The organism is Azonexus sp. (assembly GCF_047638095.1).
Lineage (GTDB): Bacteria > Pseudomonadota > Gammaproteobacteria > Burkholderiales > Rhodocyclaceae > Azonexus.
The window spans coordinates 1-24,836 of sequence record NZ_JBLJBW010000030.1; the positions used below are offsets into that span (position 1 = coordinate 1).

Annotated in this window: 22 protein-coding genes; 11 read left to right on the forward strand and 11 right to left on the reverse strand. The window is 58.9% G+C overall.

Annotation, left to right across the window (positions count from 1 at the left end; all coding sequences use genetic code 11):
- On the reverse strand, positions 1–752 hold a 752-nt coding region (gene kdsA / locus ACM62Q_RS08930), incomplete at its 3' end, for a 3-deoxy-8-phosphooctulonate synthase (protein ID WP_415035706.1).
- A complete protein-coding gene (locus ACM62Q_RS08935; RefSeq protein ID WP_415035708.1) occupies positions 749–2,389 on the reverse strand; it encodes a CTP synthase in 1,641 nt (546 codons plus the stop codon). The genes kdsA and ACM62Q_RS08935, both read right to left, overlap by 4 nt.
- A 405-nt stretch (positions 2,390–2,794) precedes the next feature.
- Between ACM62Q_RS08935 and ACM62Q_RS08940 the strand changes: the two genes are divergently transcribed.
- The 10 genes from ACM62Q_RS08940 to ACM62Q_RS08985 all read left to right on the forward strand — a co-directional run bounded on the left by ACM62Q_RS08940 (position 2,795) and on the right by ACM62Q_RS08985 (position 14,998).
- Entirely contained in the window at positions 2,795–2,887 is a 93-nt protein-coding gene (locus ACM62Q_RS08940; protein WP_415035710.1) for a potassium-transporting ATPase subunit F, read from the forward strand.
- A complete protein-coding gene (gene kdpA / locus ACM62Q_RS08945) occupies positions 2,884–4,692 on the forward strand; it encodes a potassium-transporting ATPase subunit KdpA (protein WP_415035712.1) in 1,809 nt (602 codons plus the stop codon). The genes ACM62Q_RS08940 and kdpA overlap by 4 nt, the downstream gene beginning before the upstream one ends.
- An 18-nt stretch (positions 4,693–4,710) precedes the next feature.
- Positions 4,711–6,789, forward strand: a complete 2,079-nt coding sequence (gene kdpB, locus ACM62Q_RS08950) for a potassium-transporting ATPase subunit KdpB (RefSeq protein ID WP_415035714.1) — start codon at positions 4,711–4,713, stop codon at positions 6,787–6,789.
- Between the two features lie 15 nt (positions 6,790–6,804).
- On the forward strand, positions 6,805–7,386 hold the full coding sequence (gene kdpC / locus ACM62Q_RS08955) for a potassium-transporting ATPase subunit KdpC (protein ID WP_415035716.1): 582 nt from the start codon (positions 6,805–6,807) through the stop codon (positions 7,384–7,386).
- 158 nt (positions 7,387–7,544) lie between these two features.
- Positions 7,545–8,357, forward strand: coding sequence for a TorF family putative porin (locus ACM62Q_RS08960; RefSeq protein WP_415035718.1), 813 nt, complete (start codon positions 7,545–7,547; stop codon positions 8,355–8,357).
- A 301-nt stretch (positions 8,358–8,658) separates the two neighbouring features.
- On the forward strand, positions 8,659–8,979 hold the full coding sequence (locus tag ACM62Q_RS08965; protein ID WP_415035720.1) for a hypothetical protein: 321 nt from the start codon (positions 8,659–8,661) through the stop codon (positions 8,977–8,979).
- A 230-nt stretch (positions 8,980–9,209) separates the two neighbouring features.
- Positions 9,210–11,906, forward strand: a complete 2,697-nt coding sequence (locus ACM62Q_RS08970) for a DUF4118 domain-containing protein (protein ID WP_415035722.1) — start codon at positions 9,210–9,212, stop codon at positions 11,904–11,906.
- A complete protein-coding gene (locus tag ACM62Q_RS08975; RefSeq protein WP_415035724.1) occupies positions 11,903–12,598 on the forward strand; it encodes a response regulator in 696 nt (231 codons plus the stop codon). The genes ACM62Q_RS08970 and ACM62Q_RS08975 overlap by 4 nt, the downstream gene beginning before the upstream one ends.
- 42 nt (positions 12,599–12,640) lie before the next feature.
- Positions 12,641–13,495, forward strand: coding sequence for a tetratricopeptide repeat protein (locus tag ACM62Q_RS08980; RefSeq protein WP_415035726.1), 855 nt, complete (start codon positions 12,641–12,643; stop codon positions 13,493–13,495).
- Between the two features lie 12 nt (positions 13,496–13,507).
- Positions 13,508–14,998: an NAD(P)H-hydrate dehydratase gene (locus tag ACM62Q_RS08985; protein ID WP_415035728.1), complete on the forward strand. Its 1,491-nt coding sequence runs from the start codon at positions 13,508–13,510 to the stop codon at positions 14,996–14,998.
- Positions 14,999–15,026: 28 nt separating this feature from the next.
- Here the strand turns inward: ACM62Q_RS08985 and ACM62Q_RS08990 are convergent, their stop codons facing one another.
- The 7 genes from ACM62Q_RS08990 to ACM62Q_RS09020 form a co-directional block, all read right to left on the reverse strand.
- The gene (locus ACM62Q_RS08990) at positions 15,027–15,539 is read right to left on the reverse strand and encodes a hypothetical protein (RefSeq protein WP_415035730.1); all 513 of its coding nucleotides are present in this window, start codon (positions 15,537–15,539) and stop codon (positions 15,027–15,029) included.
- A gap of 1 nt (position 15,540) precedes the next feature.
- Positions 15,541–16,260: a flagellar motor protein MotB gene (locus ACM62Q_RS08995; RefSeq protein WP_415035732.1), complete on the reverse strand. Its 720-nt coding sequence runs from the start codon at positions 16,258–16,260 to the stop codon at positions 15,541–15,543.
- Positions 16,257–17,873, reverse strand: a complete 1,617-nt coding sequence (gene zorA, locus ACM62Q_RS09000) for an anti-phage ZorAB system protein ZorA (protein ID WP_415035734.1) — start codon at positions 17,871–17,873, stop codon at positions 16,257–16,259. Before zorA ends, ACM62Q_RS08995 begins: the two co-directional genes overlap by 4 nt.
- A gap of 158 nt (positions 17,874–18,031) precedes the next feature.
- Complete coding sequence (locus ACM62Q_RS09005) at positions 18,032–18,262, reverse strand: DUF2789 family protein (protein ID WP_415035736.1); 231 nt, start codon at positions 18,260–18,262, stop codon at positions 18,032–18,034.
- 217 nt (positions 18,263–18,479) lie between these two features.
- Complete coding sequence (gene thrC, locus ACM62Q_RS09010) at positions 18,480–19,907, reverse strand: threonine synthase (RefSeq protein ID WP_415035738.1); 1,428 nt, start codon at positions 19,905–19,907, stop codon at positions 18,480–18,482.
- Between the two features lie 51 nt (positions 19,908–19,958).
- Entirely contained in the window at positions 19,959–21,122 is a 1,164-nt protein-coding gene (locus ACM62Q_RS09015) for a hypothetical protein (RefSeq protein ID WP_415035740.1), read from the reverse strand.
- 9 nt (positions 21,123–21,131) lie between these two features.
- Positions 21,132–21,398, reverse strand: coding sequence for a DUF2249 domain-containing protein (locus tag ACM62Q_RS09020; protein ID WP_415035742.1), 267 nt, complete (start codon positions 21,396–21,398; stop codon positions 21,132–21,134).
- Positions 21,399–21,644: 246 nt separating this feature from the next.
- On the opposite strand from ACM62Q_RS09020, the gene ACM62Q_RS09025 reads away from it, so the two are divergent.
- Positions 21,645–22,076, forward strand: coding sequence for a CBS domain-containing protein (locus ACM62Q_RS09025; protein WP_415035744.1), 432 nt, complete (start codon positions 21,645–21,647; stop codon positions 22,074–22,076).
- Between the two features lie 89 nt (positions 22,077–22,165).
- Here ACM62Q_RS09025 and ACM62Q_RS09030 read toward each other — a convergent pair whose 3' ends face one another.
- Together ACM62Q_RS09030 and ACM62Q_RS09035 are read right to left on the reverse strand one after the other, a co-directional pair.
- Positions 22,166–23,476 carry a homoserine dehydrogenase gene (locus tag ACM62Q_RS09030; RefSeq protein ID WP_415035746.1) on the reverse strand — a complete coding sequence of 437 codons (1,311 nt, stop codon included), beginning with the start codon at positions 23,474–23,476 and terminating at the stop codon, positions 22,166–22,168.
- 51 nt (positions 23,477–23,527) lie between these two features.
- Positions 23,528–24,763, reverse strand: coding sequence for a pyridoxal phosphate-dependent aminotransferase (locus tag ACM62Q_RS09035; protein WP_415035748.1), 1,236 nt, complete (start codon positions 24,761–24,763; stop codon positions 23,528–23,530).
- Between the last annotated feature and the right edge of the window lie 73 nt (positions 24,764–24,836).

Below are 24,836 nucleotides of genomic sequence, written 5' to 3' on the forward strand. Positions count from 1 at the left end.
GGCCAGGAATTCGGGCCGTCGGAAAAGGCTTTTTCCGGGCAGGGATGGGTTTCCATGAACAGGCCGGAGATGCCGACGGCCACCGCAGCGCGCGCCAGCACCGGGACGAATTCGCGCTGCCCGCCGGATACCGTCCCCTGCCCGCCCGGCAACTGCACCGAATGCGTCGCATCGAACACCACCGGGCAACCGGTGTCGCGCATGATGGCGAGCGAGCGCATGTCGGAGACCAGATTGTTGTAGCCGAAGGAGGCGCCGCGCTCGCAGACCAGGATGTTATCGGCCCCGCCATTGACTTCGCGCGCCTTGGCGACGACGTGCTTCATGTCGCCGGGGGCGAGGAACTGCCCTTTCTTGATATTCACCGGCTTGCCGCAGGCGGCTACCGCATGAATGAAATCGGTTTGGCGGCAGAGAAAGGCCGGGGTTTGCAGCACGTCGACGACGCTGGCCACCTGCGCCACATCGGCAGCGTCATGGACATCGGTCAGCACCGGCACGCCGATCTGCGTGCGCACATTGTCGAGAATTTTCAAGCCGCCATCGATGCCGGGGCCGCGCACCGACTGGCCGGAACTGCGGTTGGCCTTGTCGTAGGACGCCTTGAAAATGTAGTGGATGCCAAGACGCCGACAGATTTCCTGCATCTGCCCGGCAACATCGACGCACAGCTGTTCCGATTCGGCGGTACACGGCCCGGCGATGAGGAAAAAGGGTTGCGTCAGGCCCGCCTCGAAACCGCACAGCTTCATGCCTTTTCCCCCGGCTGCGCCGCCAGCGCGGCCTGCACGTAGGACGTGAATAGGGGGTGACCGGCACGCGGGTTGGAGGTGAATTCAGGGTGGAACTGGCAGGCGACGAACCAGGGATGCACGTCGGCCGGCAATTCGATCATCTCGCACAGGTCGGTGCCCGGCGCGCGCCCGGAAACGACCAGGCCTTTATCTTCCAGTTGGCCGAGCAGCGCGTTGTTCACTTCGTAGCGATGCCGGTGGCGCTCGGTGATTTCCGGCGCGCCGTAAATGCGGCGGGCCAAGCTGCCCTCTTTCAGCAGACAAAGCTGGCCGCCCAGGCGCATGGTGCCGCCCAGGTCGGAGGCCTCGTCGCGCTTTTCGATCTGACCGGACGCGTCGTGCCATTCGGTAATCAGGCCGATCACCGGGTACGGCGTATCGGCGACAAATTCGGTCGAATGCGCGTCTTTCAGGCCGGCGACGTGGCGGGCAAATTCCACCACCGCCATTTGCATGCCCAGGCAAATGCCCAGGAAAGGCTTGCCGCTTTCGCGCGCGTAGCGGATGGCGGCAATCTTGCCTTCCGTGCCGCGCCGGCCAAAGCCGCCAGGAACGAGAATGGCATCCATGTCGGCGAGAATGCCGGTGCCTTCTTTTTCGATGTTCTCGGAGTCGATGTATTCGATTTCGATCTTGCTGCGGGTGTGGATGCCGGCGTGCTTGATGGCTTCGATCAAGGATTTGTACGACTCGGTCAAATCGACGTATTTACCGACAAAAGCCACGCGCACCGTGTGCAGCGGGTGCTCCATGGCCTCGATCAGCTTGTCCCAGGGCGTCAGATCCGCCGCCTTGGCGAGGATGCCGAGCTTGTGGCAGACGATTTCATCGAGCATCTGCTCGTGCAGCGCGCCGGGAATCTTGTAAATCGAATCGGCGTCCAGGCATTCGATGACGGCCTCCGGCATGACGTTGCAGAACAGCGCGATCTTGCGCCGCTCTTCTGCCGGCACCGAACGATCGGCGCGGCAGAGCAGGATGTCCGGCTGGATGCCGATTTCACGCAATTCCTTGACCGAATGCTGGGTTGGCTTGGTTTTCAACTCGCCTGCAGTCGGAATATAGGGCAGCAGCGTCAGGTGAATGAAACAGGTGTTGTTGCGGCCTTCCTCGATGCCCATCTGGCGGATGGCTTCCAGAAACGGCAGCGACTCGATATCGCCCACCGTACCCCCGACCTCGACGATGGCCACATCGGCCCCTTCGGCACCGGCCTTGACCTTGCCCTTGATTTCATCAGTGATGTGCGGAATGACCTGCACCGTCTTGCCGAGATACTCGCCGCGCCGTTCTTTCTTCAATACCGAGTCATAGACCTGACCGGTAGTGAAGTTGTTGCGCTTGCTCATGCGGGCGCTGGTGAAGCGCTCGTAATGCCCCAGATCGAGATCGGTCTCGGCCCCGTCCTCGGTGACGAACACCTCGCCATGCTGGAAGGGACTCATCGTGCCGGGATCGACGTTGATGTAAGGGTCGAGCTTGAGATGGGTGACTTTGATGCCGCGGGATTCCAGAATGGCCCCCAGCGACGCGGCGGCGATGCCTTTGCCCAAGGAGGACACGACACCACCCGTAACGAAAACGTATTTGGTCATGGAAAGACAGGCTGCGGGAAAGCCGAATGATAGCCGAAAGTGGGTGTAAAAAGCGAATTTCACCTGCGCTGAAAACACACCGGAATGACAGATTCTGAACCTGTCTGATCAAGCCACTACGTCGAAAAGCGCCCGGCAAGAATGCACAACACCACAGCGACAAAAAACCACAAGGCATTACCGCGCGTTTTTAGCCATCGCCATGACATCGGCTCTTAACGCCCTCTTAACGCTGATTGCACGGATTTTTAGCGCTTTCTTAATACACAAAAACCTAAGGTGCCCACTGTCGCAACCCGTCCATTTAGGAGGCTTTATGGATCCGCTTTATTTGCTGCTGGGCATCGCCTTTTTCGCCGTCACAGCCTGCCTCGTGCCGCTCTTTGAAAAAATCCGGAGGCAACGATGAACCCGCTCTACTTGCTGGCCTTGGCGAGTGCCATCGGTGTGTTTGCCTACCTCATCGCCGTATTGTTTTTCCCGGAGGATTTCTCATGACGGACAACGCCTACGCGCAACTTGCATTTTATCTGGGCGTCCTGTTCATCTGCGCCTGGCCTTTGGGCCGCTACATGGCGCGCATCTATCGTGGCGACCTGCCTGCCGCAATACGCTGGCTGCGTCCGCTGGAACATGGCTTATATCGTCTGGCAGGCGTACATCACGATGACAGCATGACATGGACACGTTACGCCCAGGCCGTTTTACTCTTCAACCTGCTTGGTTTTTTGGCGGTTTTTGCCCTGCAACGCCTGCAAGACCTGCTCCCGCTCAACCCGGACGGCATGGCCGCAACAAGTGCCGATCTGGCATTCAACACTGCCGTTAGTTTTGTCACCAATACCAACTGGCAGTCTTACAGCGGTGAATCGGCAATGAGTTACCTGACGCAAATGCTCGGAATGACCGTGCAAAATTTCGTCTCTGCTGCCACCGGCATGGCCGTGTTGATTGCACTGGCACGAGGTTTCGTTCAGCGCGAAGCGGCTTCTCTGGGTAATTTCTGGGTCGACTTGACGCGCTCAACGCTTTACATCCTTTTGCCGCTGTCGATCGCCCTGTCTTTGGCACTGGTCAGCCAAGGTGTCGTGCAAACTTTCAGCCCGCACATCACGGCCAATCTCGTCGAGCCGCTTGAGCACACGTCGCCAAAACTTGGCGCGGACGGTCAGGTGATCATCGATGCGCAAGGCCTGCCTGTTACGGAAAGCGCAAAAATACACCAACAGCAAATCGCCGTTGGTCCGGCCGCTTCGCAAATTGCCATCAAGCAACTGGGCACCAATGGTGGCGGTTTTTTTGGCGTCAATTCGGCACACCCTTTGGAAAATCCCACACCGCTGTCGAATTTTCTCGAAGTGCTGGCCATTTTCCTGATTCCCGCCGGGCTTTGTTTTACTTTCGGAATTTACCTTGGCGATCGTCGGCAGGGAGTGGCGATTTATGCCGCGATGACCAGTATTTTTGTTGCCATGCTGGCGCTCTGCGTTTGGGCAGAACAATCAGGCAACCCACTGCACGAACGTTTGGGCCTGGATACGCGCGCCTCTGAAATGCAATCCGGCGGCAATATGGAAGGCAAGGAAACCCGTTTCGGCGTCGTTAATTCAGCGCTCTGGGCTACGGTCACCACTTCTGCCTCGAATGGTTCCGTCAATGCCATGCACGACGCGTTCACGCCGCTCGGCGGCATGGTACCAATGTGGTTGATGCAACTCGGTGAAGTGGTTTTTGGCGGCACGGGCTCCGGGCTTTACGGCATGATCATTTTTGCGCTCATTGCCGTCTTTGTCGCCGGTTTGATGATCGGACGTACCCCGGAATACCTGGGTAAAAAAATTGAAGCTTTCGAAATCAAAATGGCTGCCGTCGCCATTCTTGTACCGCCCCTGGTTGTGCTTCTCGGGACAGCGCTTGCCGTGAGTGTCGACGCTGGCCGGGCCGGCATTGCCAACCCTGGCCCCCACGGTTTTTCGGAAATTCTCTACGCACTATCCTCGGCCGGCAACAACAACGGCAGCGCCTTTGCCGGTCTGACCGCGAACACACCGTTCTACAACACGCTACTGGGTTTTGCCATGTTGTTTTCGCGCTTTTGGCTGATTGTCCCTGTACTGGCCATCGCCGGTGCGCTGGCCAACAAAAAAAGCATCCCCCCGAGCGCAGGCACTCTGCCGACCCACACACCGCTCTTCGTGTTCTTGCTGGTGAGTACGGTGATTGTTGTTGGCGCACTGACTTTCTTGCCGGCCCTGGCTTTAGGACCAATCGTCGAACACCTGCAAATGCTCAGTGCAAAATAAGGAAAAATGATGCAAACCATGCAATCAATGACCGACCCGGCGCTACTGCGCAAGGCCTTGATCGAATCCTGCAAACGCCTGTCGCCACGCCATCAGCTCAAAAACCCGGTGATGTTCGTAGTCTGGCTGGGCAGCCTGCTTACTACCGCCCTGTTTGTGCACGCCTTATTCAGCACAGACGCGACGGGCCAGCAAGAAAACCCGGGGTTCATTCTAACGATCAGCCTGTGGCTATGGTTCACCGTGATTTTTGCCAATTTTGCCGAAGCCATCGCCGAAGGGCGCGGCAAGGCGCAGGCGGCGGCCTTGCGCGGTTTGCGTAAAACCGTATGGGCAAAAAAACTGCAAGAACCCCATTACGGCGCAAAAATGACTACCTCGCCTTCAGAAGATTTGCGCAAAGGCGATGTGGTCATCGTCATGGCCAATGAAACCATTCCCGGCGATGGCGAAGTCATTGAAGGCGTTGCCTCCGTCGATGAGTCGGCGATTACCGGCGAATCGGCCCCCGTGATTCGTGAAGCCGGCGGTGATTTTTCAGCCGTTACCGGTGGCACGCGCGTGCTGTCTGACTGGCTGATCATCCGCATCACGGTAAATCCAGGTGAAACCTTTCTCGATCGAATGATTGGTATGGTCGAAACTGCCAAACGCCAGAAAACGCCCAACGAAATCGCCCTGACCATCCTACTCGTTGCACTGACTCTGGTTTTTTTGCTGGCGACGACGACCTTGCTGCCTTTTTCGCTCTTCAGCGTCACGGCGACCAGCACGGGTTCGCCGATTACCCTCACCGTCCTCGTGGCCTTGCTCGTTTGCCTGATTCCCACCACCATCGGCGGCCTGCTCTCAGCCATTGGCGTGGCCGGCATGAGTCGGATGCTGAGTAAAAACGTCATCGCCACGTCCGGACGTGCGGTCGAAGCGGCAGGCGACGTCGATGTACTGATGCTGGATAAAACCGGCACGATCACTTTGGGCAACCGGCAAGCCTCAAACTTTTTCTCCGCTCCCGGATTTTCCGAACAGCAACTGGCGGAATGCGCACTCTACGCTTCGCTTGCGGATGAAACACCGGAAGGCCGATCGATCGTTCAACTGGCGAAAAAAAATCTGCAACAGCGTGGACGTGATTTGACCAATCTAAGCCACGCCGACGGTGCCAATTTCATCCACTTCACTGCGCAAACGCGCATGAGCGGTATCGACTGGCAGGGCCGAAGCATTCGTAAAGGCGCGGCGGAAACGCTGAAAAACCACGTCATTGCCCTGGGCGGCGAATGGCCGAGCAAGGTGCAAGAAACGGTGGACGACATTGCCCGACGCGGTGCAACGCCACTCGTCGTGGCCGAAGGCAATCACGTGCTCGGCAGCATCGAACTCAAGGACGTGGTCAAGGGCGGCATCAAGGAACGTTTCATCGAACTGCGTCGCATGGGTATCAAGACGGTCATGATCACCGGCGACAATCATTTAACCGCCGCCGCCATTGCCGGCGAGGCCGGAGTCGATGATTTTCTTGCCGAGGCCACGCCGCAAGCCAAGCTTGCCTTAATTCGCCAATACCAGGCCGAGGGACGCCTGGTTGCCATGACCGGCGACGGCACCAATGACGCACCGGCGCTTGCCCAGGCCGACGTAGCAGTGGCCATGAACACCGGCACGCAAGCAGCAAAAGAAGCCGGCAACATGGTCGACCTAGACTCCAATCCAACAAAATTGATCGAGGTTGTCGAAACCGGCAAGCAAATGCTGATGACACGCGGCGCACTGACGACATTTTCTATCGCCAACGATGTTGCCAAATACTTCGCCATCATCCCGGCCGCTTTCGCCTCAAACTACCCAGTTCTTAACAGCCTCAACGTCATGGGTCTGGCAACACCGGATTCGGCGATTTTGTCGGCGGTTATTTTCAACGCGCTCATCATCATCGCGCTCATCCCGCTCGCCTTGAAAGGCGTGAATTACCGCCCACTCGGCGCGGTTGCCATTTTGCGCCGCAACCTGTTGGTGTATGGCATCGGCGGCCTGATCGTGCCGTTCATCGGCATCAAGTTGATCGACCTCATTTTGGTCGCCCTCAAGCTCGTTTGATCGAAGGAGTTTTCCATGCTCAAAGAACTGAAACCTGCTCTCGTCGTATTTGGTCTGCTCACGCTCATTACCGGGGCCGCTTATCCGGCTTTGATCACTGGCCTTGCCCAAACAGTTTTTCCGGCACAAGCCAACGGCAGCCTGATTGTCGAGGATGGCAAAGTCCGCGGTTCACGCCTGATCGGCCAGGCGTTCTCTGATACACGCCATTTCTGGGGACGCCCTTCGGCCACTGGCCCAATGCCTTTTAACGCCGCAGCATCAGGTGCCGCCAACCTGGGGCCGCTCAACCCAGCCCTGGAAGATGCACTGAAAACACGTATTGCCGCACTCAAGGCCAGCGATCCTGAGCAACACACGCCAATCCCGGTCGACCTGGTGAGCAGCTCGGGCAGTGGGCTCGATCCGCATATCAGTGTCGCCGCTGCGCTATGGCAAGCGCCGCGCATCGCCCGCCACAATGATCTGACGGAAAAACAGGTCCGCGAACTCATCGCTCAGCACACTGAAGAGCGCCAATTCGGCTTTCTAGGAGAAGCACGGGTCAATGTGCTGACGCTAAATCTGACGCTTGACCGATTGCCCACCCAACGCTGAAAAAATTTCAGCAGCAGGCCGATTGATCCGGCTCACAACACCTGGAATCACGCTCAAAACGCGCTCGCCAAAATTCTTTGGCAGGCGCAGTGCGAGCGATTCACGCAGAGCTGTGTCGGATTAATGAAGTTTGCGTTTTTTTACCCAGGAGATTTTTCTTGAAAAAAATACTCATCACCGCTCTTCTGACCGGTCTCTTCCACCACGCGGCACTCGCCCAGGGGGGCGCTGCCGAAAACACCATGGCCGCAACGCCTGCCAGCACGTTCAACGGCACGATCGGCCTGTTCAGTGACTACCGCTTTCGCGGCATCAGCCAAACTTTTATGCGCCCGGCCTTACAAGGCGGCATCGATTACACACACAGCAGCGGATGGTATGCCGGCAACTGGAACTCCAACGTCAGCCCTGGCGCAGGTTACCCCGGCAGCAACCTGGAGATGGACTTTTACGCCGGCTACAAAACCGATATCGGCGCAATCAAACTCGATCTGGGCGCGCTTTACTACGCCTATCCGGGCGCTGAACTCAACGGGAAAAAAGTCAAAAATGGCGAACTATATCTGGGTGCAAGCTGGAAATTTTTATCCGCAAGGTATTCCCATGCGCTCACCGATTATTTCAACGCTCGCGGCCCCAATGGTGAAAGAACACGGGGTACCGGATATCTTGATCTTTCCGCAGCATTTGATCTAGGAGAAGGCTGGGGGATCCATGCCCACGTCGGCCGTTTGCGCGTGCACAACCTCCCCCAGGCAAGCTATACCGACTGGAAACTTGGCATCAGCAAAGAACTGCACGGCTGGGTTCTTGGCCTGAGCTATATCGACAGCAACGCCGCCGGGGCTTGCCGACACAACGAACCCTACTGTCTGAGCAACGATCTCGATCGACACGGCCAGCAAACCGGCGCAAAACGCCGTGATGCCGGCCGCTCCAGCGCCGTCGTATCGATTTCCCGCAACTTCTGAAAAACTGCCGTACATCACTCAGAAAGGCCGCAGCCTCCTACGCTGCGGCCTTTCATTGTCTACCACACAACTGCAGCGAGGCGGTGTCATTTGATATGCACGAAACGCTCTCCCTGAGCTCGCGACGAGCTTTAACAGACTCCCGCGCAAGACAATTTCAGAGCGTCTCGAGCCGGATCAAAAGACCGTATTTTTTTAACGCCTCACCCCTTGGTTTTTACGAAATCCTTACACCCAACTCGCTATATTGCCGTTGTCGAGCAGGGAGCGAAACCGCCCTTGGAACAACCGGAAGTCCTGTATGAGTGGCCACTGTCTTCAACAACTGTTCAATGTCGGGGTCGCCATTGAAAACGAGCATTACCGTCTAAGCCTGTGCGAAAGCGGACAGATCGTCGAACAACGTGAGTTTTCCACTGATGCCGAAGGGCAATCAAAACTGGAACAATTTATCGGTGGCCTGAAAAAGCCTGCACGCATCGCCATCGGCGCTACCACGACGGCTGCGGTCAGCATGGCGATCGCTTTGAGCAGCATCGCACACAGCGAAATCTTCTTGGTTTCACCGCGCATTGCCGCTCAATCGATAGATTTGGCGCGCTATGTCGAACGCACTGTTTGAATCGGCGCGCGCCATGGAAACCACTACCCACGTTTGTCCCGTCTGCGGCAACACACACCACATCAGCCTGCGCCTGCATGAACTATCCTATGGTCGCCAACGAACCTGCGGTCCGCATTGCAAGAAGATGTTTCGCACCTTGCTCAATTTGCGCATGGCCGGAACGTATCACCCGTCAATCACCCGCTGACGCCTCCGAGGAGAACGCATGAAAAAGAACACGACAAACGATGAATAACGCCACGCATCACGACTCCTCACGACCGGACCCGGATGTGTTGTTAGTACGCTTGGCGGAAGAGTCAGCACACAGCGCGCGCGGCAAGCTGAAAATTTTCTTCGGTGCCAACCCGGGCGTGGGAAAAACTTATGCCATGCTGGCCGCCGCACAAAACCTGCAAGCACAAGGCATCGATCTGGTCATTGGCGTAGTCGAAACCCATGGCCGCTCAGAAACAGCAGAATTGGTAGACGGACTGGAACAGATTGCGCTCCGGCATATCGACTACAAAGGACATACGCTGTCAGAGTTCGACATTGATGCGGCACTCAAACGCCAACCAAAACTTATTCTGATCGACGAATTGGCCCATTCAAATGCACCCGGTTCGCGCCACCCCAAGCGCTGGCAAGATGTAGAAGAACTGCTCGCAGCCGGCATCGACGTTTTTACGACGGTCAACGTGCAACATCTGGAAAGCCTCAATGATGTCATTAGCGGCATCACCGGCATCAAGGTTTGGGAAACCCTGCCGGACCATGTTTTTGATCAAGCAAATGAAATCGTCCTGGTCGACCTGCCGCACGATGAATTGTTGCAGCGCTTGCACGCTGGCAAGGTCTATCTCCCGCAGCAGGCCGAACGTGCGGTGCAGAATTTTTTCCGCAAAGGCAATCTGCTCGCACTACGCGAATTGGCTTTGCGACGTACTGCTGACCGTGTTGATGACGACGTACTTGCCTATCGCCGTGCCACCTCCGCCAACACTGTGTGGCCAACACAAGAATCATTGCTTGTGTGCATTGGTGCCGGCCACGGTAGCAATAAACTGATTCGCTCCGGCGCAAGGCTGGCTGCGCACAACAACGCTCCATGGCACACCATTTACATTGAAACCCCAAAACTGCAAAGACTTTCAGCAGAAAACCGTGCGCGCATTCTACGCAGCCTGAAGCTGGCGCAAGATTTGGGAGCGACGACCGCCAGTTTGTCTGGTGACGATGCCGTTGCCACTGCCAGCGCCTACGCCCGCGAACACAATCTGGGTCGGATCGTGATCGGCCGGGAAACCATCCAGCGCTGGCCTTGGCAACGCAGTTTTGCCGAAAAACTTGGGCAACAGGCGAGCGAGCTTGAAATCGTTCTCATCGCTCGCGATACAAACGAACGCAGCATCGGCACAGAACCGTCGCAACACAACACACGCACGCCCATCCCTTGGCGCGACTATCTCTGGGCCGGCGCGGGCGTCGTTCTCACCGCCTTACTGACCACGCCTTTGCGTGCGCATCTCGAACTGGCCAATATCGTCATGATTTTTCTATCGATGACGGTTTTCACTGCTTACCGATTAGGGCGCGGACCGGGTGCGCTGGCGGCGGCGCTCTCCGTCGGTGCGTTTGATTTCTTTTTCGTCCCTCCGCGGCTGTCTTTTGCCGTGAGTGATGTGCATTACCTGCCGACCTTTGCCGTCATGCTGCTAGTGGCCTTGATGATCGGCCAAATGACCGCTCGCTTGAAATTTCAAGCTGACGTTGCACTGCGCCGAGAGCAGAGGATGCGCGCTTTGTTCGAAATGGCACGCGAACTCTCGGGAGCTTTGGCCAGCGAACAAATCGTCGATATCAGCCAGCGTTTCGTCGAACGCGTATTTGGTGCCCGCTTGAGCGTGCTGGCGCTCGATGCCAACGACCGTTTGCAAGTCATCGGCGACAAAGGCCTGCCTGGACTCGATCTGGGTATCGCACATTACGCGCTCAGTCACAACGAAGCCGCCGGTTGCTCCACAACCACCCTGCCCGCCGCCCATGCCCTCTACCTGCCCTTAAGCGCGCCAATACGCACACGCGGCGTGCTCGCACTGCTGCCACCGACACAACCCTGGTCACTCTCGCCGGAACAACAACGCTTACTCGACACCAGCGCCAGCCTGATCGCCATTGCGCTGGAACGCGTACACTTCATTACCGTTGCACAAGATGTTTTACTCAAAATGGAGTCCGAACAGCTGCGCAACTCTCTGCTTGCTGCGCTGTCGCACGATCTGCGCACACCGCTCACGGTACTTTCCGGCCTTGCCGAATCCTTGCATCTGGCCGGCCCCCCTTTGCCGCCGGAACAAGCCGAAATTGCACAAACCATACGCGAAGAGGCGCTGCGCACGAACATCTTGGTGAGCAACCTCCTAGATATGGCGCGCCTGCAAAGCGGCGAGGTCAAACTGCAATGCGACTGGCAAGCTCTGGAGGAAGTGGTCGGGGTCGCACTGCAATCACGCGCTGTGGTACTGGCGAAACATACGGTCAATATCGCCCTCCCTCCGGATTTGCCTCTGCTTTATTTCGATTCGATCCTGATGGAACGCGTGTTCTGTAACCTTCTGGACAATGCCGCAAAACATACTCCCCCCGGCAGCAACATCAACATTTCGGCACAGTGCAAGGATCAACACGCATATATCCATGTCGAAGATGACGGCCCGGGCTTGCCTCCGAGCAAGGAAGAAAGCCTATTCATGAAATTCGCACGCGGGCGCAATGAATCGCCGATCAGCGGTGTCGGCCTGGGCCTTTCCATCGTGCGCGCTATCGTCGAAGCCCACGGCGGTACGGTATGCGCCGAAAAAAGCGCAAGCGGTGGTGCGCGTTTTGTTATCAAACTACCCTGTGGCAAAGCTCCGGAAGTCCCCAGAGAGGAGGCAACATGACGTCAATCCACCGCGAATTCAACGTCGTCATCATCGAGGACGAAACACAGATTCGGCGTTTCATCCGTGCCGCGCTCGAAGCGGAGGAGTGCGTCGTACACGAAGCAGAAAATGCGGCGCGTGGCCTGATCGAATTGGGCACGCGCAAACCCGATTTGGCAATCATCGACCTGGGATTGCCCGACCGGGACGGTATTGATCTGATCCGTGAAGTGCGCAGCTGGACGACCTTGCCGATTTTAATTCTCTCAGCACGCACGCTGGAAAGCGAAAAAGTGCGCGCACTCGATGCAGGAGCCGATGACTACCTGACCAAACCTTTCGGTATCGCCGAATTGCAGGCCCGCATTCGCGCCTTGTTGCGGCGCACAGCCCAACTTGGCAGCGCACCGGTGGTGGTTCTGGGCGATATTACGGTCGACCGGATCAAACGCCGGCTTATGCGCGGCGAAGAAGAAATCCATCTCACCCCGATCGAATATAAGCTGCTCGCCCAACTCATCACCCATATGGGGCGCGTCGTCACCCATCGCCACCTCTTGAAAGAGGTTTGGGGGCCCAATCACGTCGATGACACCCACTATTTGCGCGTCTACATGGCCGGCTTGCGCCGTAAACTCGAAACCGACCCCAACCGCCCGCGCTACATTCGCACCGAACCCGGCGTGGGTTACCGTTTATTGGATCAATGAGGCTAGAATCCCCTTCCCCCAACCCTTTGAGCAAAAAAGTCCATGGACGCTTTTTCGTTTGACGTTTCTCTCGCCGATTTTGAAGCCAAGGTTCTCCAGGCTTCCTTGCAGACGCCGGTGGTGGTTGATTTCTGGGCACCGTGGTGCGGCCCGTGCCAGACGCTGAAACCGCTTCTCGAAAAACTGGCAGATGAATATCGGGGGCGCTTCCTGCTGGCCAAGGTAAATTCCGATGAAAATCAGGAACTGGCAGCGCACTTCGGTGTACGCAGCATTCCCTCGGTCAAGGTGGTGTATCAAGGGCAGCTGGTCGATGAATTCAGCGGTGCTTTGCCGGAAGGCCAGTTGCGCGCCTTCCTCGAGCGCATCGCCCTGCCCGGCAGCCCGGAAGGCAATTTGCGCGAACAGGCGGCGGCGCTGGTCGCCGAGGGCCAGCTCGATGCGGCGCTCGCCAAGCTGGTGGAAGCCAGCCAGGGCAATCCAAGCGATCAGGCAGTGCAGCTCGACGCCATCGATGTCTTGCTACAGCTCGGACGCAGTGACGAAGCGGCGCAGTTGCTGGCCGGTGAATTCAAGGATGAGCCCGAGCGCGCGCAAACCCTGCGCGCCCGGCTGGCGCTGGCCCAGGGCGCGGCGGACGTTGCGCCGCTGGAAGCTCGGCTCGCGGCCAAGCCGGACGACCACGCCGCCCGCCTCGAGCTCGCCAAGGCTTACGCCGCCCGCCAGCAGTTCCGCGAGGCGCTGGACGCCGCGCTGGAAGTGGTGCGCCGTGACCGCTTCTTCGGCGAGGGCGCGGGCCGCCAAACATTGCTCGATTTTTTCACCGCCCTGGCCGGCGGGCAGCACGACGATCTGGTGCGCGAATTCCGCCGCAAGCTCTCGGCCACGCTCAATTAAATCTTCTCCGGCATGGATCGCGCCCTCTACCTCAGCCCGCAGCTGCGCCGCCTGGAAACAGCGCACGCCGATCTGCCCTTGATGCAACGCGCGGGCACGGCAGCGGCGGCGCTCGCCCGGCAATTACTGGCCGATCAAGAAAAACCGGTGTTATTGCTAGCCGGGCCGGGTAATAACGGCGGCGATGCCTTCGTCACGGCGCGTTTGCTGCACGCGCAGGGCGTGTCTGTGCATCTGGTCGCGCCCGGTGGCACGAGCCAAAATTTACCGCCCGATGCTCACGCCGCGCGCGCGGAATTTCTCGCTGCGGGCGGCAAAATTCTGACTGAAATTCCCGAGCATGGGCCGTGGGGGCTGATCGTCGACGGCCTGTTCGGCATCGGCCTCAAACGCGCCCCGGAATCGGTCTACGCGGCCAGCATCCAGCAGATGAACCACCTCGCCCGCCGCGACGCCTGCCCGCTGCTGGCGCTCGACTGCCCCTCCGGCCTCGATGCCGACAGCGGCCTGGCGGCGCGACCCACGGTGCAGGCGACGCATACCCTGTGCTTCATTGGCCGGCATCCCGGCCTGTACACCCACGACGGGCCGGACTACAGCGGCGACATTCGCCTGGCAACGCTCGAGCTTCCGCCCTCGCCAGATTTTCAGGCCGACGGCCATCTGCTCGCGCGCGATGATTTTGCCGCCCACCTGCTCCCCCGGCGACGCAACAGCCACAAGGGTAGCTACGGCAGTGTCGGCGTTCTCGGCGGCAGCAAGGCCATGGCGGGTGCGGCTTTTCTTGCGGCACGCGCCGCTTTGCTGCTCGGCAGCGGCCGGGTCTATCTCGGCCTGCTCGATGCCGATGCCCCCAGCCTCGATCTGCTGCAGCCCGAACTGATGCTGCGCCGCCCGGATCAACTGTTTCACGCCGATCTCGATGCGCTGGCCTGTGGCCCCGGCCTGGGGCAAAGCAGCGAAGCTGCCGATTATCTCGAGCAGGCGCTGAAAAGCCCTTTGCCGCTGGTGCTCGATGCTGACGCGCTCAATCTTCTGGCGCGCGACAGCCGCCTGCAAGGCAACCTCTACAACCGCATCGCCCCGGCGCTACTCACCCCGCACCCAGCGGAAGCCGCCCGACTGCTGGGCAGCTCGACACGCGACGTACAGGCCGACCGCATCGGCGCGGCGCTGGAAATTGCCCGCAATTTCGCCTGTCCGATTGCCCTGAAGGGCTGCGGCACGGTCATTGCCTTGCCGGACGGTGCTTGGTCGATCAACGAAAGCGGTAACCCCGGTCTGGCCAGCGCCGGCATGGGCGACGTGCTCACCGGCATCACCCTCGCCCTGCTCGGCCAACACTGGCCGCCCGCAAGCGCTCTGGCCGGTGCCGTCCACCTGCACGGCTGCGCTGCCGACGCGCTTGTCGCCGCCGCCATCGGCCCCGCCGGGCTGACCGCCAGCGAACTCATCCTGAGCGCCCGGCGGCTGTTCAATACCTGGTCCAGGCAAACTATTTGAAGCGCCGCCAATCCCGTCAGAGGCAAACCTAGGTTTTGTCGGCCAGCTCATCACGCAAGGCGCTTCCCACATGGGGCGCGTTTGTGCGGAGAAAATTTTCAAGGTGTCGCAAATTGTCTGCTAGGGCGCTTGCGGCAGGAAAATTTTCTGCCCGGGCCTGCTGGCAGGAAGACAACAAACCACGATAACAGGCAGCGAAACGGCGTGGATCCTCAGAAAAATCGCCCACGCGCCGCAGCAAAATTTCGAGCGACTGGCGCTCTGCCAAAAGCCGCCGGGCCTCCCAATCGACCGGCAGCGCCAGACCGTAACAGGCGTATTTCAGCGGCACAAAAGCAGTTTTTGCTCCCAACATGCGAAAAGCCATGAGACCACGCGCGATGCGCTGCTCACGATCCATGCCGCGCCGAGCGCGCAAGGCGATGCGCACCCGCTCCAGGCTCTGGCTCATCGCCTGCGGTGCTCCCCAGGCAAGCTGACGGGGGCGACCGGCCAGGGTTTCTTGCAGCCGAGCCTGCAGTTTTTCGAGTGCAGCTACCATCTCAGTGATCCAGAGGACAGCGAAAATCGCCATCCAGCGACTGCTGGCGTGCGCTACCCCGGCGTTCACCCAGCTCGCGAAATTCCAGACGCAGCTCGATGCGCCGGCTTTCTGCATCGCTGTCTTTCAGAGCATTGAAAGAAGCGCCACTGACCAAAAACAGATCACGCACCTGCAGCCGTTCAGCCTCACTCAAGGCGGCGGCTGCCGGTGGGCCGGCCATCAGCACGCAGAGCACCCGCTGCGAGCGTTGCAGGGAAAGGTTGAGATTGTGCAGATAACTGCCCCGGGCATCGGCAAAACCTTCCACCGCGATGCGTTTCAGCCATTTTTCGCCCAGCGGATCGCGGGCGGCCGCCAGCACCTTGGGGACAAACGCGCGCAGCAGCCGCGCCTGCGCCTCATCCAGTCGATGACTGTTGCTGTCGAAACGGGCGCGCTCGCCAAAATCGATGACCCGGCCGCGCACGCTAACGCCAGGAAAATCGGCGCTGGCCACCTTCAGATGATGCATCAGCTGGGCGATATCCTCTTCCCGCGCCGCCTTCAGGTCTTCCGTTTCGGCAATTTCGTCAGTAATGGCCAGCAAGGCCACCGTCATGGCGACCAGAAACAGCACCATCAAGGCGGTCATCAGATCAGAAAAGGAAATCCAGAACGGCCGCTCCGCCTCGTCGCGCCGGACGGGTTTGGCGGCCGCCCGCTTGCTACCCAGACTCATTTGCGCACAGCCAGATTTTCCAGGGTGTCGCCCAATTCCTCGATCGCCCCTTTGAGGTAATCGACGGCGGTAGACAGCTCCTTGTGAAACTGTGAATTTCCCTGACGCAAAGTGCGCTCGATGTTTTCGGCAAAACTAGCGTGCGCCTCGGCCAACACCCGGGTCACCCCGTCCAGGTAATCGCGCGCTTCGATTTTGGCCCCGGCCAAGGCACTGCCCGCCGCCTCGAGGCGAGAGACCAGTTCGCCGGTGAGCGCGGCTTCGCGCCGGGCGTTTTCCGTGGTGACTTTCAAATCATTGAGCATCACAGCGAAGGCATCCCGGGTGCGCCCCTGTTCGCGCATCACATTGCCCGCTTCCGTTGCTGCCCCGGCCAGCGCAGAGGTCGCGGCCAGCAGCTGTGTGCTGGCCTGGGCAAAGGTATCAGCCGCCCGCCCGACGCCGGCACCCGCATTCTGTAATTGTCCGGCAGCACTGCTCACCGCGCCCTGCCCCGCGCCGTCCAGACGGGCGGCCACCCGGCCCAGCTCGCCGACCACCTTGCTCAAGGATTCGGCTGTACGGGCCAGCAAGGCTTCCAGACCGGACTGGCCCTGACCAAGATTGGCTTCCATGCGGGCAACGAAAGCTCCCAACAGCGGCTCCAGAGTGCGGGCCGTTGCCTCACCCTGGCTGCTCCCGGCTTTTTCCACCGCGCTGGCCATGCGTGCCAAGGGTTCCCGCAGTGCCTGGCCCACCGCCTGGCCCACCGCCTGGGAGACGGCATGGGCCAGCGCGGCGGCCATCTGCTCCTGCTGCTTGGCGAGCTGTTCATTCTGCTGCTGCGCCAGAGCCCCCAGACTCTGGCGTAATTCAAGCACCAAGGCCTGGCGCAACTGGCTTCCCTGGCTCACGGAAAGCTCGCTGGCCTGCACCAGGCGGGCGAGGTACTCCTCCTCCACCCCGCCCTCGAACAAACTGTCGATCAACTCACACAAGCGCGCCACCTTGCGGCACGCCAGCGTCACCAGAGATTTTTCGATCCAGGTTGCGAGCATGGCCAGGGCAATCGCCAAAGCAGATACCTGAAACGCGTGACCAACGCCTTGAATCAGAGTTTTGAGGCTCAGACGCACGGTGTCAGCATCGCTATTGACCTCGAAATGCGTCAAGCCGACGATCAATCCAGCAAAAGTCCCGATGATGCCAATGCCGGTGAGAATGCCCGGCAGATGTTTGTAAAACTCGGTTTTCAGCGGCGTTTCCACCAGCGCCGCTTCGGTGAAATAGCTTTCGGCCATGGTCGTGGCCCGCCAAACAGTAGGCCCGGCTTGGGTTTGCACCGCGCCGCCGCCAAGGCTGTGCAGTGTTTGCGCGTATTCGCGCCACAGATGGGCGAGGCGCGGGGTCTGCATGATTTCACGGGCAATCATTTGCGGGGCGACCGATGATTTCGCCGCCGCCTGCGTCTGCACCAATTTCTCCAGACGCCCCACGGCCTGCCCCAGTTGCCGCAGCAAAATCAAGGCCGGCAACACGAAACGCAACAAAAAACCCAGGCTGATCAAGGCCAGCAAGGCAAAGATGAAACCAGTCCCGCCCGGGCCGTGCCAGAGGGTAGCGAGCCTATCCATAATTCAATTCACGCCCAAGAAATGCGCGCAAAAATGCAGCGCAAAGACCAAAGGCGTGATTCTAGTGCGTCCGGCATCCATGGCCGCAGGACAGACAGGAAAAAACCCTGTGCCAACCCCTGCCTATCGAAGCCCCCGCAACAGGCGGCCAGTTCGGTTTAGTGCAGGCGCGCGTTCAATTCCTCGATCGCCAGCGCCCAGTCGGCATCTTCAATGATTTCTTCCTTGAGGAAAGCACGCTGCGCCGAGTTCCACAGGGCCGCCCGGTAAAGTGCCGTGCCGTTGGCAAGCGGCCGATGGGTGGCGATGAAAGCTTCGATTTCGTGCGCCTGCGAGGGCAGACCAAGCTGCGCGAACAGGTGCGCGAGAGTGTGTTGATTGCTGGACATGGCGGGCCTCCCAAAATCTTGTTCCCAAAATCTTGTTCCGTACAGTCTTTGGTCGCGGCAAATCGTCATCAACAGACTTACGATTTACCTCGTAGCCGTTCGATTCCCCACACAGCACAAGGTTCCCACCATTAATCCGGTTCGCCCAAACGCAGGGACGGCGTTTTACACCTACTCGCCGGAACGGCGTTTTACACCTACTCGCCGGAACGGCGTTTTACACCCGCTCGACGATGAAAGCCTTGATCGCCGCCACGTCCGGCGCCATCACCACCACGTGTTGCGGCAATTTCTCGATGCCGGCGAGTTCGGCCGGGCGCACTGGCGCGACCTGCAAGGCTTCGCGGATAGTTTCCTCGAATTTCGCCGGTTGCGCGGTTTCCAGCACGATCATGGTCAGGTCCGGTTGCCGGTGTTCCAGCGCCACCTTCAGGCCGTCGGCGGTATGCGTGTCGAGCATCACGTCGTATTTTTCCTGCGCCATGCGGATGGTGGCGAGGCGGTCGGCATGGGTGCTGCGCCCGGAAACAAAGGCAAACTTCGGCAGATCAGCCCAGCAAGGCGCTTTCGACAGGTCAAAAGCTTCGCCGCGCTCCACCTTGGCCCACAGTTCGCGCACCACGGCAGCATCGCGCCCGACCAGATCGAACACGAAGCGTTCAAAGTTGGAAGCCTTGGAAATATCCATCGACGGGCTGGAGGTGACGCTGGTTTCTTTTGAGCTGCGCGGGCGATAAACGCCCGTTTTGAAAAACTCGTCAAGCACGTCGTTCTCATTGGTCGCCAATACCAGCTGCTTGATCGGCAAGCCCATCTGACGGGCGATATGGCCAGCGCAGATGTTGCCGAAATTACCGGACGGTACGCAAAACGAAACCATTTCGTCGTTGGACTGCGTCGCCAGGAAATAGCCCTGGAAGTAATAAACGATCTGCGCCGCAACCCGCGCCCAGTTGATCGAATTGACCGCGCCGATTTTGTAGGTTTTCTTGAAATCGGCGTCGTTGGAGACAGCCTTCACGATGTCTTGCGCGTCGTCGAACATGCCGGTCACGGCGATGTTGAAAATATTGGCATCGTTCAGCGAATACATTTGCGCCCGCTGGAAAGCGCTCATCTTGCCCTCCGGCGAGAGCATGAAGACTTTGACGTTGTGCTTGCCGCGCATGGCGTATTCGGCGGCGGAGCCGGTGTCGCCTGAAGTGGCACCAAGAATGTTGATCGATTCGCCGCGCTTGTCGAGCACATATTCGAATAGGTTACCGAGCAACTGCATCGCCATGTCCTTGAAGGCGAGCGTCGGGCCGTTCGAGAGCTCTTGCGTATAGAGCTTGTTTTCAAGCTGGGTCAGCGGCGTGATCTGCGCCGCATCGCCGCCGTTACGGGTGAAGCGGTACACCTCGGCGGTGTAGGTCTTGTGGACGAGAGCGCGCAAATCGGCCGCCGGAATATCGTCGATGAAGCGCGACAGGATTTCGTACGCCAGATCGGCATAAGAAAGCTTGCGCCAGGCGTCCAGATCGGCGCGGCTCACCTGCGGGTAGCTTTGCGGCAGGTACAAACCGCCATCCGGGGCCAGGCCGCCGAGCAAAATGTCACAAAAAGCTTGGGGTGCAGCCTGGCCGCGAGTCGAAATGTAGCGCATAGCGAATACCGGAAAAATCGAAAAGCCGCGATTTTACCGCGTAAGTTGAGACTAATTCCGCGCGATTTCTTGCGCCGTGTTTTGTTCTGTGTTTTGTTCTGTGTCCCGTTCAACCCGCAAGGCGCGCAACAGCTGCACGACAAAGCTGAGTAAGGCGGCGCAAGAGAAGACGACACCCAGGGCAGAAAATTCCAGCAAAAACGCCATACCGCCCAGCAAAAATCCCCCAGCACGCCAGGCAGCCCCCTGTACCAAAAGCGCGCGCATGGCAGCACGCCCAGGCACTTTGGGCCCCGGCCAACGCCACACGGGCAAAAGCTGACTCAAGGCCGCCGTCACCAGAGGTAATAAAAACAGTGCCGCCCATGCCGCAATCGCCGGGCGCGCGGGCCAAGCCAGCAGCGCGTGCAAATTGCCGGCAAACAAGCTCAAAGCAAACCCGGAAACTGCAGCAAAAAGACCCAGCGCCACACCATCTCGCAAGCGCGCAGCACCAAATTGCCGCCACCAATGCTGAGGCAAACTGAGCGTAACAAACAACAAAACCACACTTCCCAAGACCGCTAAAGGCGCGTAAAACGCTGCGCCCAAGCTACTTAAAACCACCCCGGCGAGCATCGGCCAGAATTTGCGCAACAGCCAGGGGGCTGCTTGTGGATCGGCTTGCCCCAAGGCGGTAGGCAGGAGCACCGGCAAGGTGCCAAAGGCCGCCAAACCCAGCAAACCCAAGGTATTCAAATGCAGATGCAAAACGCGCCAGGCCGCCCACTCTCCCGGCCAGAACGGCATCGCCAGCACCGCCAGCAGGGCGCACAAAAACACCGATAACGCCCCGGCATACCAGCGCCAGCCCGGATGCGGCCGCCCCAAGGTTTTGCCTGCGCGCTGCAACAGCCAGAGGAAAAGACTCGCTGTCAGAAAAAAATCGAACACCGCCCCGGCATACACGGCGTGATAGGGCAAAACCCCTTGCATGGCGAGCACGATCAAAACCCCCACCCCCTGCGCCAAAGCGGGCAAGCGGCGTATCCAGGGGGACGGCTCGCCGGTGCGCGTGAGCACCGGCACAAAATGAATCATTGCCGCAAAAATCAGTGGCACGATCCCAATTGCAAACGCCACATGCGCCACCGCCGCCCCCTGTCCCTGCCCGCTGGCAAACAAAAATGCTGCCGTTAAGAGAGAAACCAGGGTGAAGGCGACGGTGGTGAGCATGCAGGGTAGTTACGACACGACTTTGAAATCGATCACGATCGCGCCAGGTTCGCGCTGAACGTATTCGATCGCGACTTTCTCGCCGTAGCGCTGCTGCATTTGTGCCAGCAGGGGCAGCGGGTCGTGGTCGTTGCAAAAACGCATGGTTTCGCCCGGCATCAGGGAATCGAGAGCGCCAAAAATGGCGGCGTGACGAAAACGCTTGGCAACGCCGCGCGCATCAAAGGGGTAAAGGGCTTCCGGGGTGGTGTGGTTACAAACGTGTATGGTTTTCATGAAAACTCCGTGAGATAGGCCAAAACAGCGCCGCCATTGTGCCGATGTGGCGCAGGCGGCGTCTTTGATGCAGATAGGGCTGGAGGAACAAAAGTTCCCGGGCGGCACGCGGAATCCAGCCAAGAACACGCCTTCGCACACACCTTCGCACACGCCTGTGCTTGGCAGCCTGTGGCGCTACGCATAAACTAGGCGCACCGCAGCAAAAGTGCTGCAAAACAGCCCAAAAAGAGGAGCCAGAGGCAAATGCAAACACTCAAACAATTATTGGCAGAAAAAAATCGCCAGCCGGTGGTGGTGTCGCCGAAAGACATGGTTTTCCATGCCTTGCAGGTGATGTCCGATAACGGTGTCGGGGCGGTACTGGTGATGGAAGGCGAGCGCCTGGTCGGCATTTTTTCCGAACGCGATTACGCCCGCAAAATAGCGCTGGCCAACAAAAATTCCAAGGAAACCCCGGTCAGCGCGGTAATGACCAGCAAGGTCGCCTACGTCAACCCGGAAAACACCATTGCCGAATGTATGACACTGATGACGGAACGGCGTTTTCGCCACCTGCCGGTACTCGGCAGCGAGGGCGAATTATTGGGTTTGGTCTCGATCGGTGACATGGTGAAAGCGACCATCAGCCACCAGAAATTCATCATCGCGCAGCTGGAGCATTACATTACCCAGTAAAAACCAGGCAGGCCACCAACAAAAAACCGCCAGAAATTTATGGCGGTTTTTTGTTTTAAAACAAACGATTAGCAATCTTTCTTAAAGCATTACTGCAATTCCTCGAGGCGGATACGCTTGACCGCGCCCTTCACCGCCGAAAGCGCTTCAATCTTGCCGATGGCGGCAATGGCGGCGCTTTCCAGGCAGGTGTGGGTGAGGATGATGATATCGGTTTCGCCCTCACCCTCTTCCGGTTCGCGCTGCAGCATGGCGTCGATGGAAATCGAGTGATCGGCCAGAATGCGCGTCACATCGGCGAGCACGCCAGCCTTGTCTTCCACGCGCAAACGCAGGTAATTGCCGGTAATGACGTCGCTCATCGGCAACACCGGCAGGCTGGACAAGGCGTGCGGCTGGAAGGCCAGATGCGGCACGCGGTGCTCCGGGTCGGCGGTAGCCAGACGGGTGACATCGACCAAATCCGCAATGACGGCCGATGCGGTCGGCTCGGCTCCGGCCCCCTTGCCGTAATACAGGGTGGTGCCGACGGCATCGCCCTTGACGACGACGGCGTTCATCGCGCCCTCGACGTTGGCGATCAGACGCTTGGCCGGGATTAAGGTGGGATGCACGCGCAATTCCACGCCATTTTCCTGGCGCTTGGTGATGCCCAAGAGCTTGATGCGGTAACCGAGCTGCTCGGCATATTTGATGTCTGCCGCTTCGAGCTGGGTAATGCCTTCGACGTGCGCTTTATCGAATTGCACGGGAATACCGAAAGCAATGGCGCTCATGATGGTAGCTTTGTGCGCGGCGTCAACACCCTCGATGTCGAAAGTAGGATCCGCCTCGGCATAGCCCAGACGCTGCGCCTCGGCGAGCACCTCAGCAAAGGGCAAACCCTTTTCGCGCATTTCGGAGAGGATGAAATTGGTGGTGCCGTTGATGATGCCCGCCGCCCATTCGATGCGGTTGGCGGTCAGCCCTTCGCGCAGCGCCTTGATGATGGGAATGCCGCCTGCCACGGCCGCTTCGAAAGCCACGGTAACGCCTTTTTCTTGTGCTGCGGCAAAAATCTCGCTGCCATGCACGGCCAGCAGTGCCTTGTTCGCGGTGACGACGTGTTTGCCGTTGGCAATCGCCTGCATCACCACCTCGCGCGCCACGCCGTAGCCGCCGATCAGCTCGACGATGATGTCGATTTGCGGATCATTGACCAGGGCAAAAGCATCGTCGGTGACGCGCGCTTCGCCGGCAGTGATTTTTTGCGCCAATTCGACATTTTTGTCGGCCACGGCCGCAATGCGAATCGGTCGCCCCGCGCGGCGGGTAATTTCTTCCGCGTTACGTTTCAGAACGGTCCAGGTGCCACCGCCAACGGTGCCGATGCCGATAAGGCCAACATTGATAGGATTCATAGATAGATACACAAACTCAGAAGGAAAAAAATTCAGAAAAAAGCCGCTCGTTCAATCCGCTGCCCGGCCATGACGCTGCCGGTATTGGGCGAGGAAGCCGGCCAGACGGGAAATGGCTTCGCGCAAATCGTCTTCGTGCGGCAGGAAAACGATACGAAAATGCTGGTTATCCGGAAAATTGAAGCCTGAGCCCTGCACCAGCATGACCCGGGTGGCGCGCAGCACTTCCATGAAAAACTGGCGGTCGTCAGCAATCGGATAGACCGCCGGATCCAGGCGCGGGAACATGTAGAGCGCGGCCTGCGGCTTGACGCAGCTGACGCCGGGAATCTGGGTAATCAGTTCATAGGCAAGATCGCGCTGGCGGCACAAGCGCCCGCCCGGCTTGACCAGATCGTTGATGCTCTGATAACCGCCCAGCGCCGTCTGAATCGCCCACTGCCCCGGCACATTCGAACCCAGCTTCAGGTTGGCCAGCATGTTCAGGCCTTCGATGTAATCCTTGGCATCCGCCTTCGGGCCGGAAACGATCATCCAGCCAGCGCGGTAACCGCAGGAACGGTAGGCTTTGGACAGGGAATTGAAAGTCAGCGTCAGCACATCGGTGGACAAACTCGCCATGGAGGTGAATTTGACACCGTCGTACAACACCTTGTCGTACACCTCATCGACCAAGAGCACCAGATCGTACTCACGGGCAATGGCGATGATGCCGCGCAAAAGTTCGTCGGAATACAAAACGCCGGTGGGATTGTTTGGGTTGATCACCACGATGCCGCGTGTGCGCGCGGTGATTTTGGCGCGAATGTCCGCCAGGTCGGGCAACCAGCCATTTTCTTCGGCACAACGGTAATGTACGGGGCTGCCGCCGGAAAGCGAAACTGCGGCAGTCCATAGCGGGTAATCGGGGGTCGGCACGAGCAGTTCGTCACCATCGTTCAAAAGCGCATTGGTCGCCATGACGATCAACTCGCTCGCCCCGTTGCCGAGGTAAATATCATCCAGGGTGACGCCGGCAATGCCCAATGCCTGGCTGTAATGCATGACCGCCTTGCGCGCGGCGAAAATGCCTTTGCTGTCGGAATAGCCGGCGGAATCCGGCAAATTGCGGATCATGTCCTGCTGGATTTCTTCCGGCGCATCAAAACCAAAAGGGGCCATGTTGCCGATATTGAGTTTGATAATTTTCTGGCCTTCGTCCTCCATCTGCTTGGCGGCATCCACGATGGGGCCGCGCACGTCGTAGAGCACGTTATTCAATTTGGCCGATTTTTTGAGCTGCTTCATGCTGTTTTCCAATCCGCGACCGCGGCGAAAGCGCCGGAGGCAAAGGTATAATCCTACTATTCCGTTTGCTGCA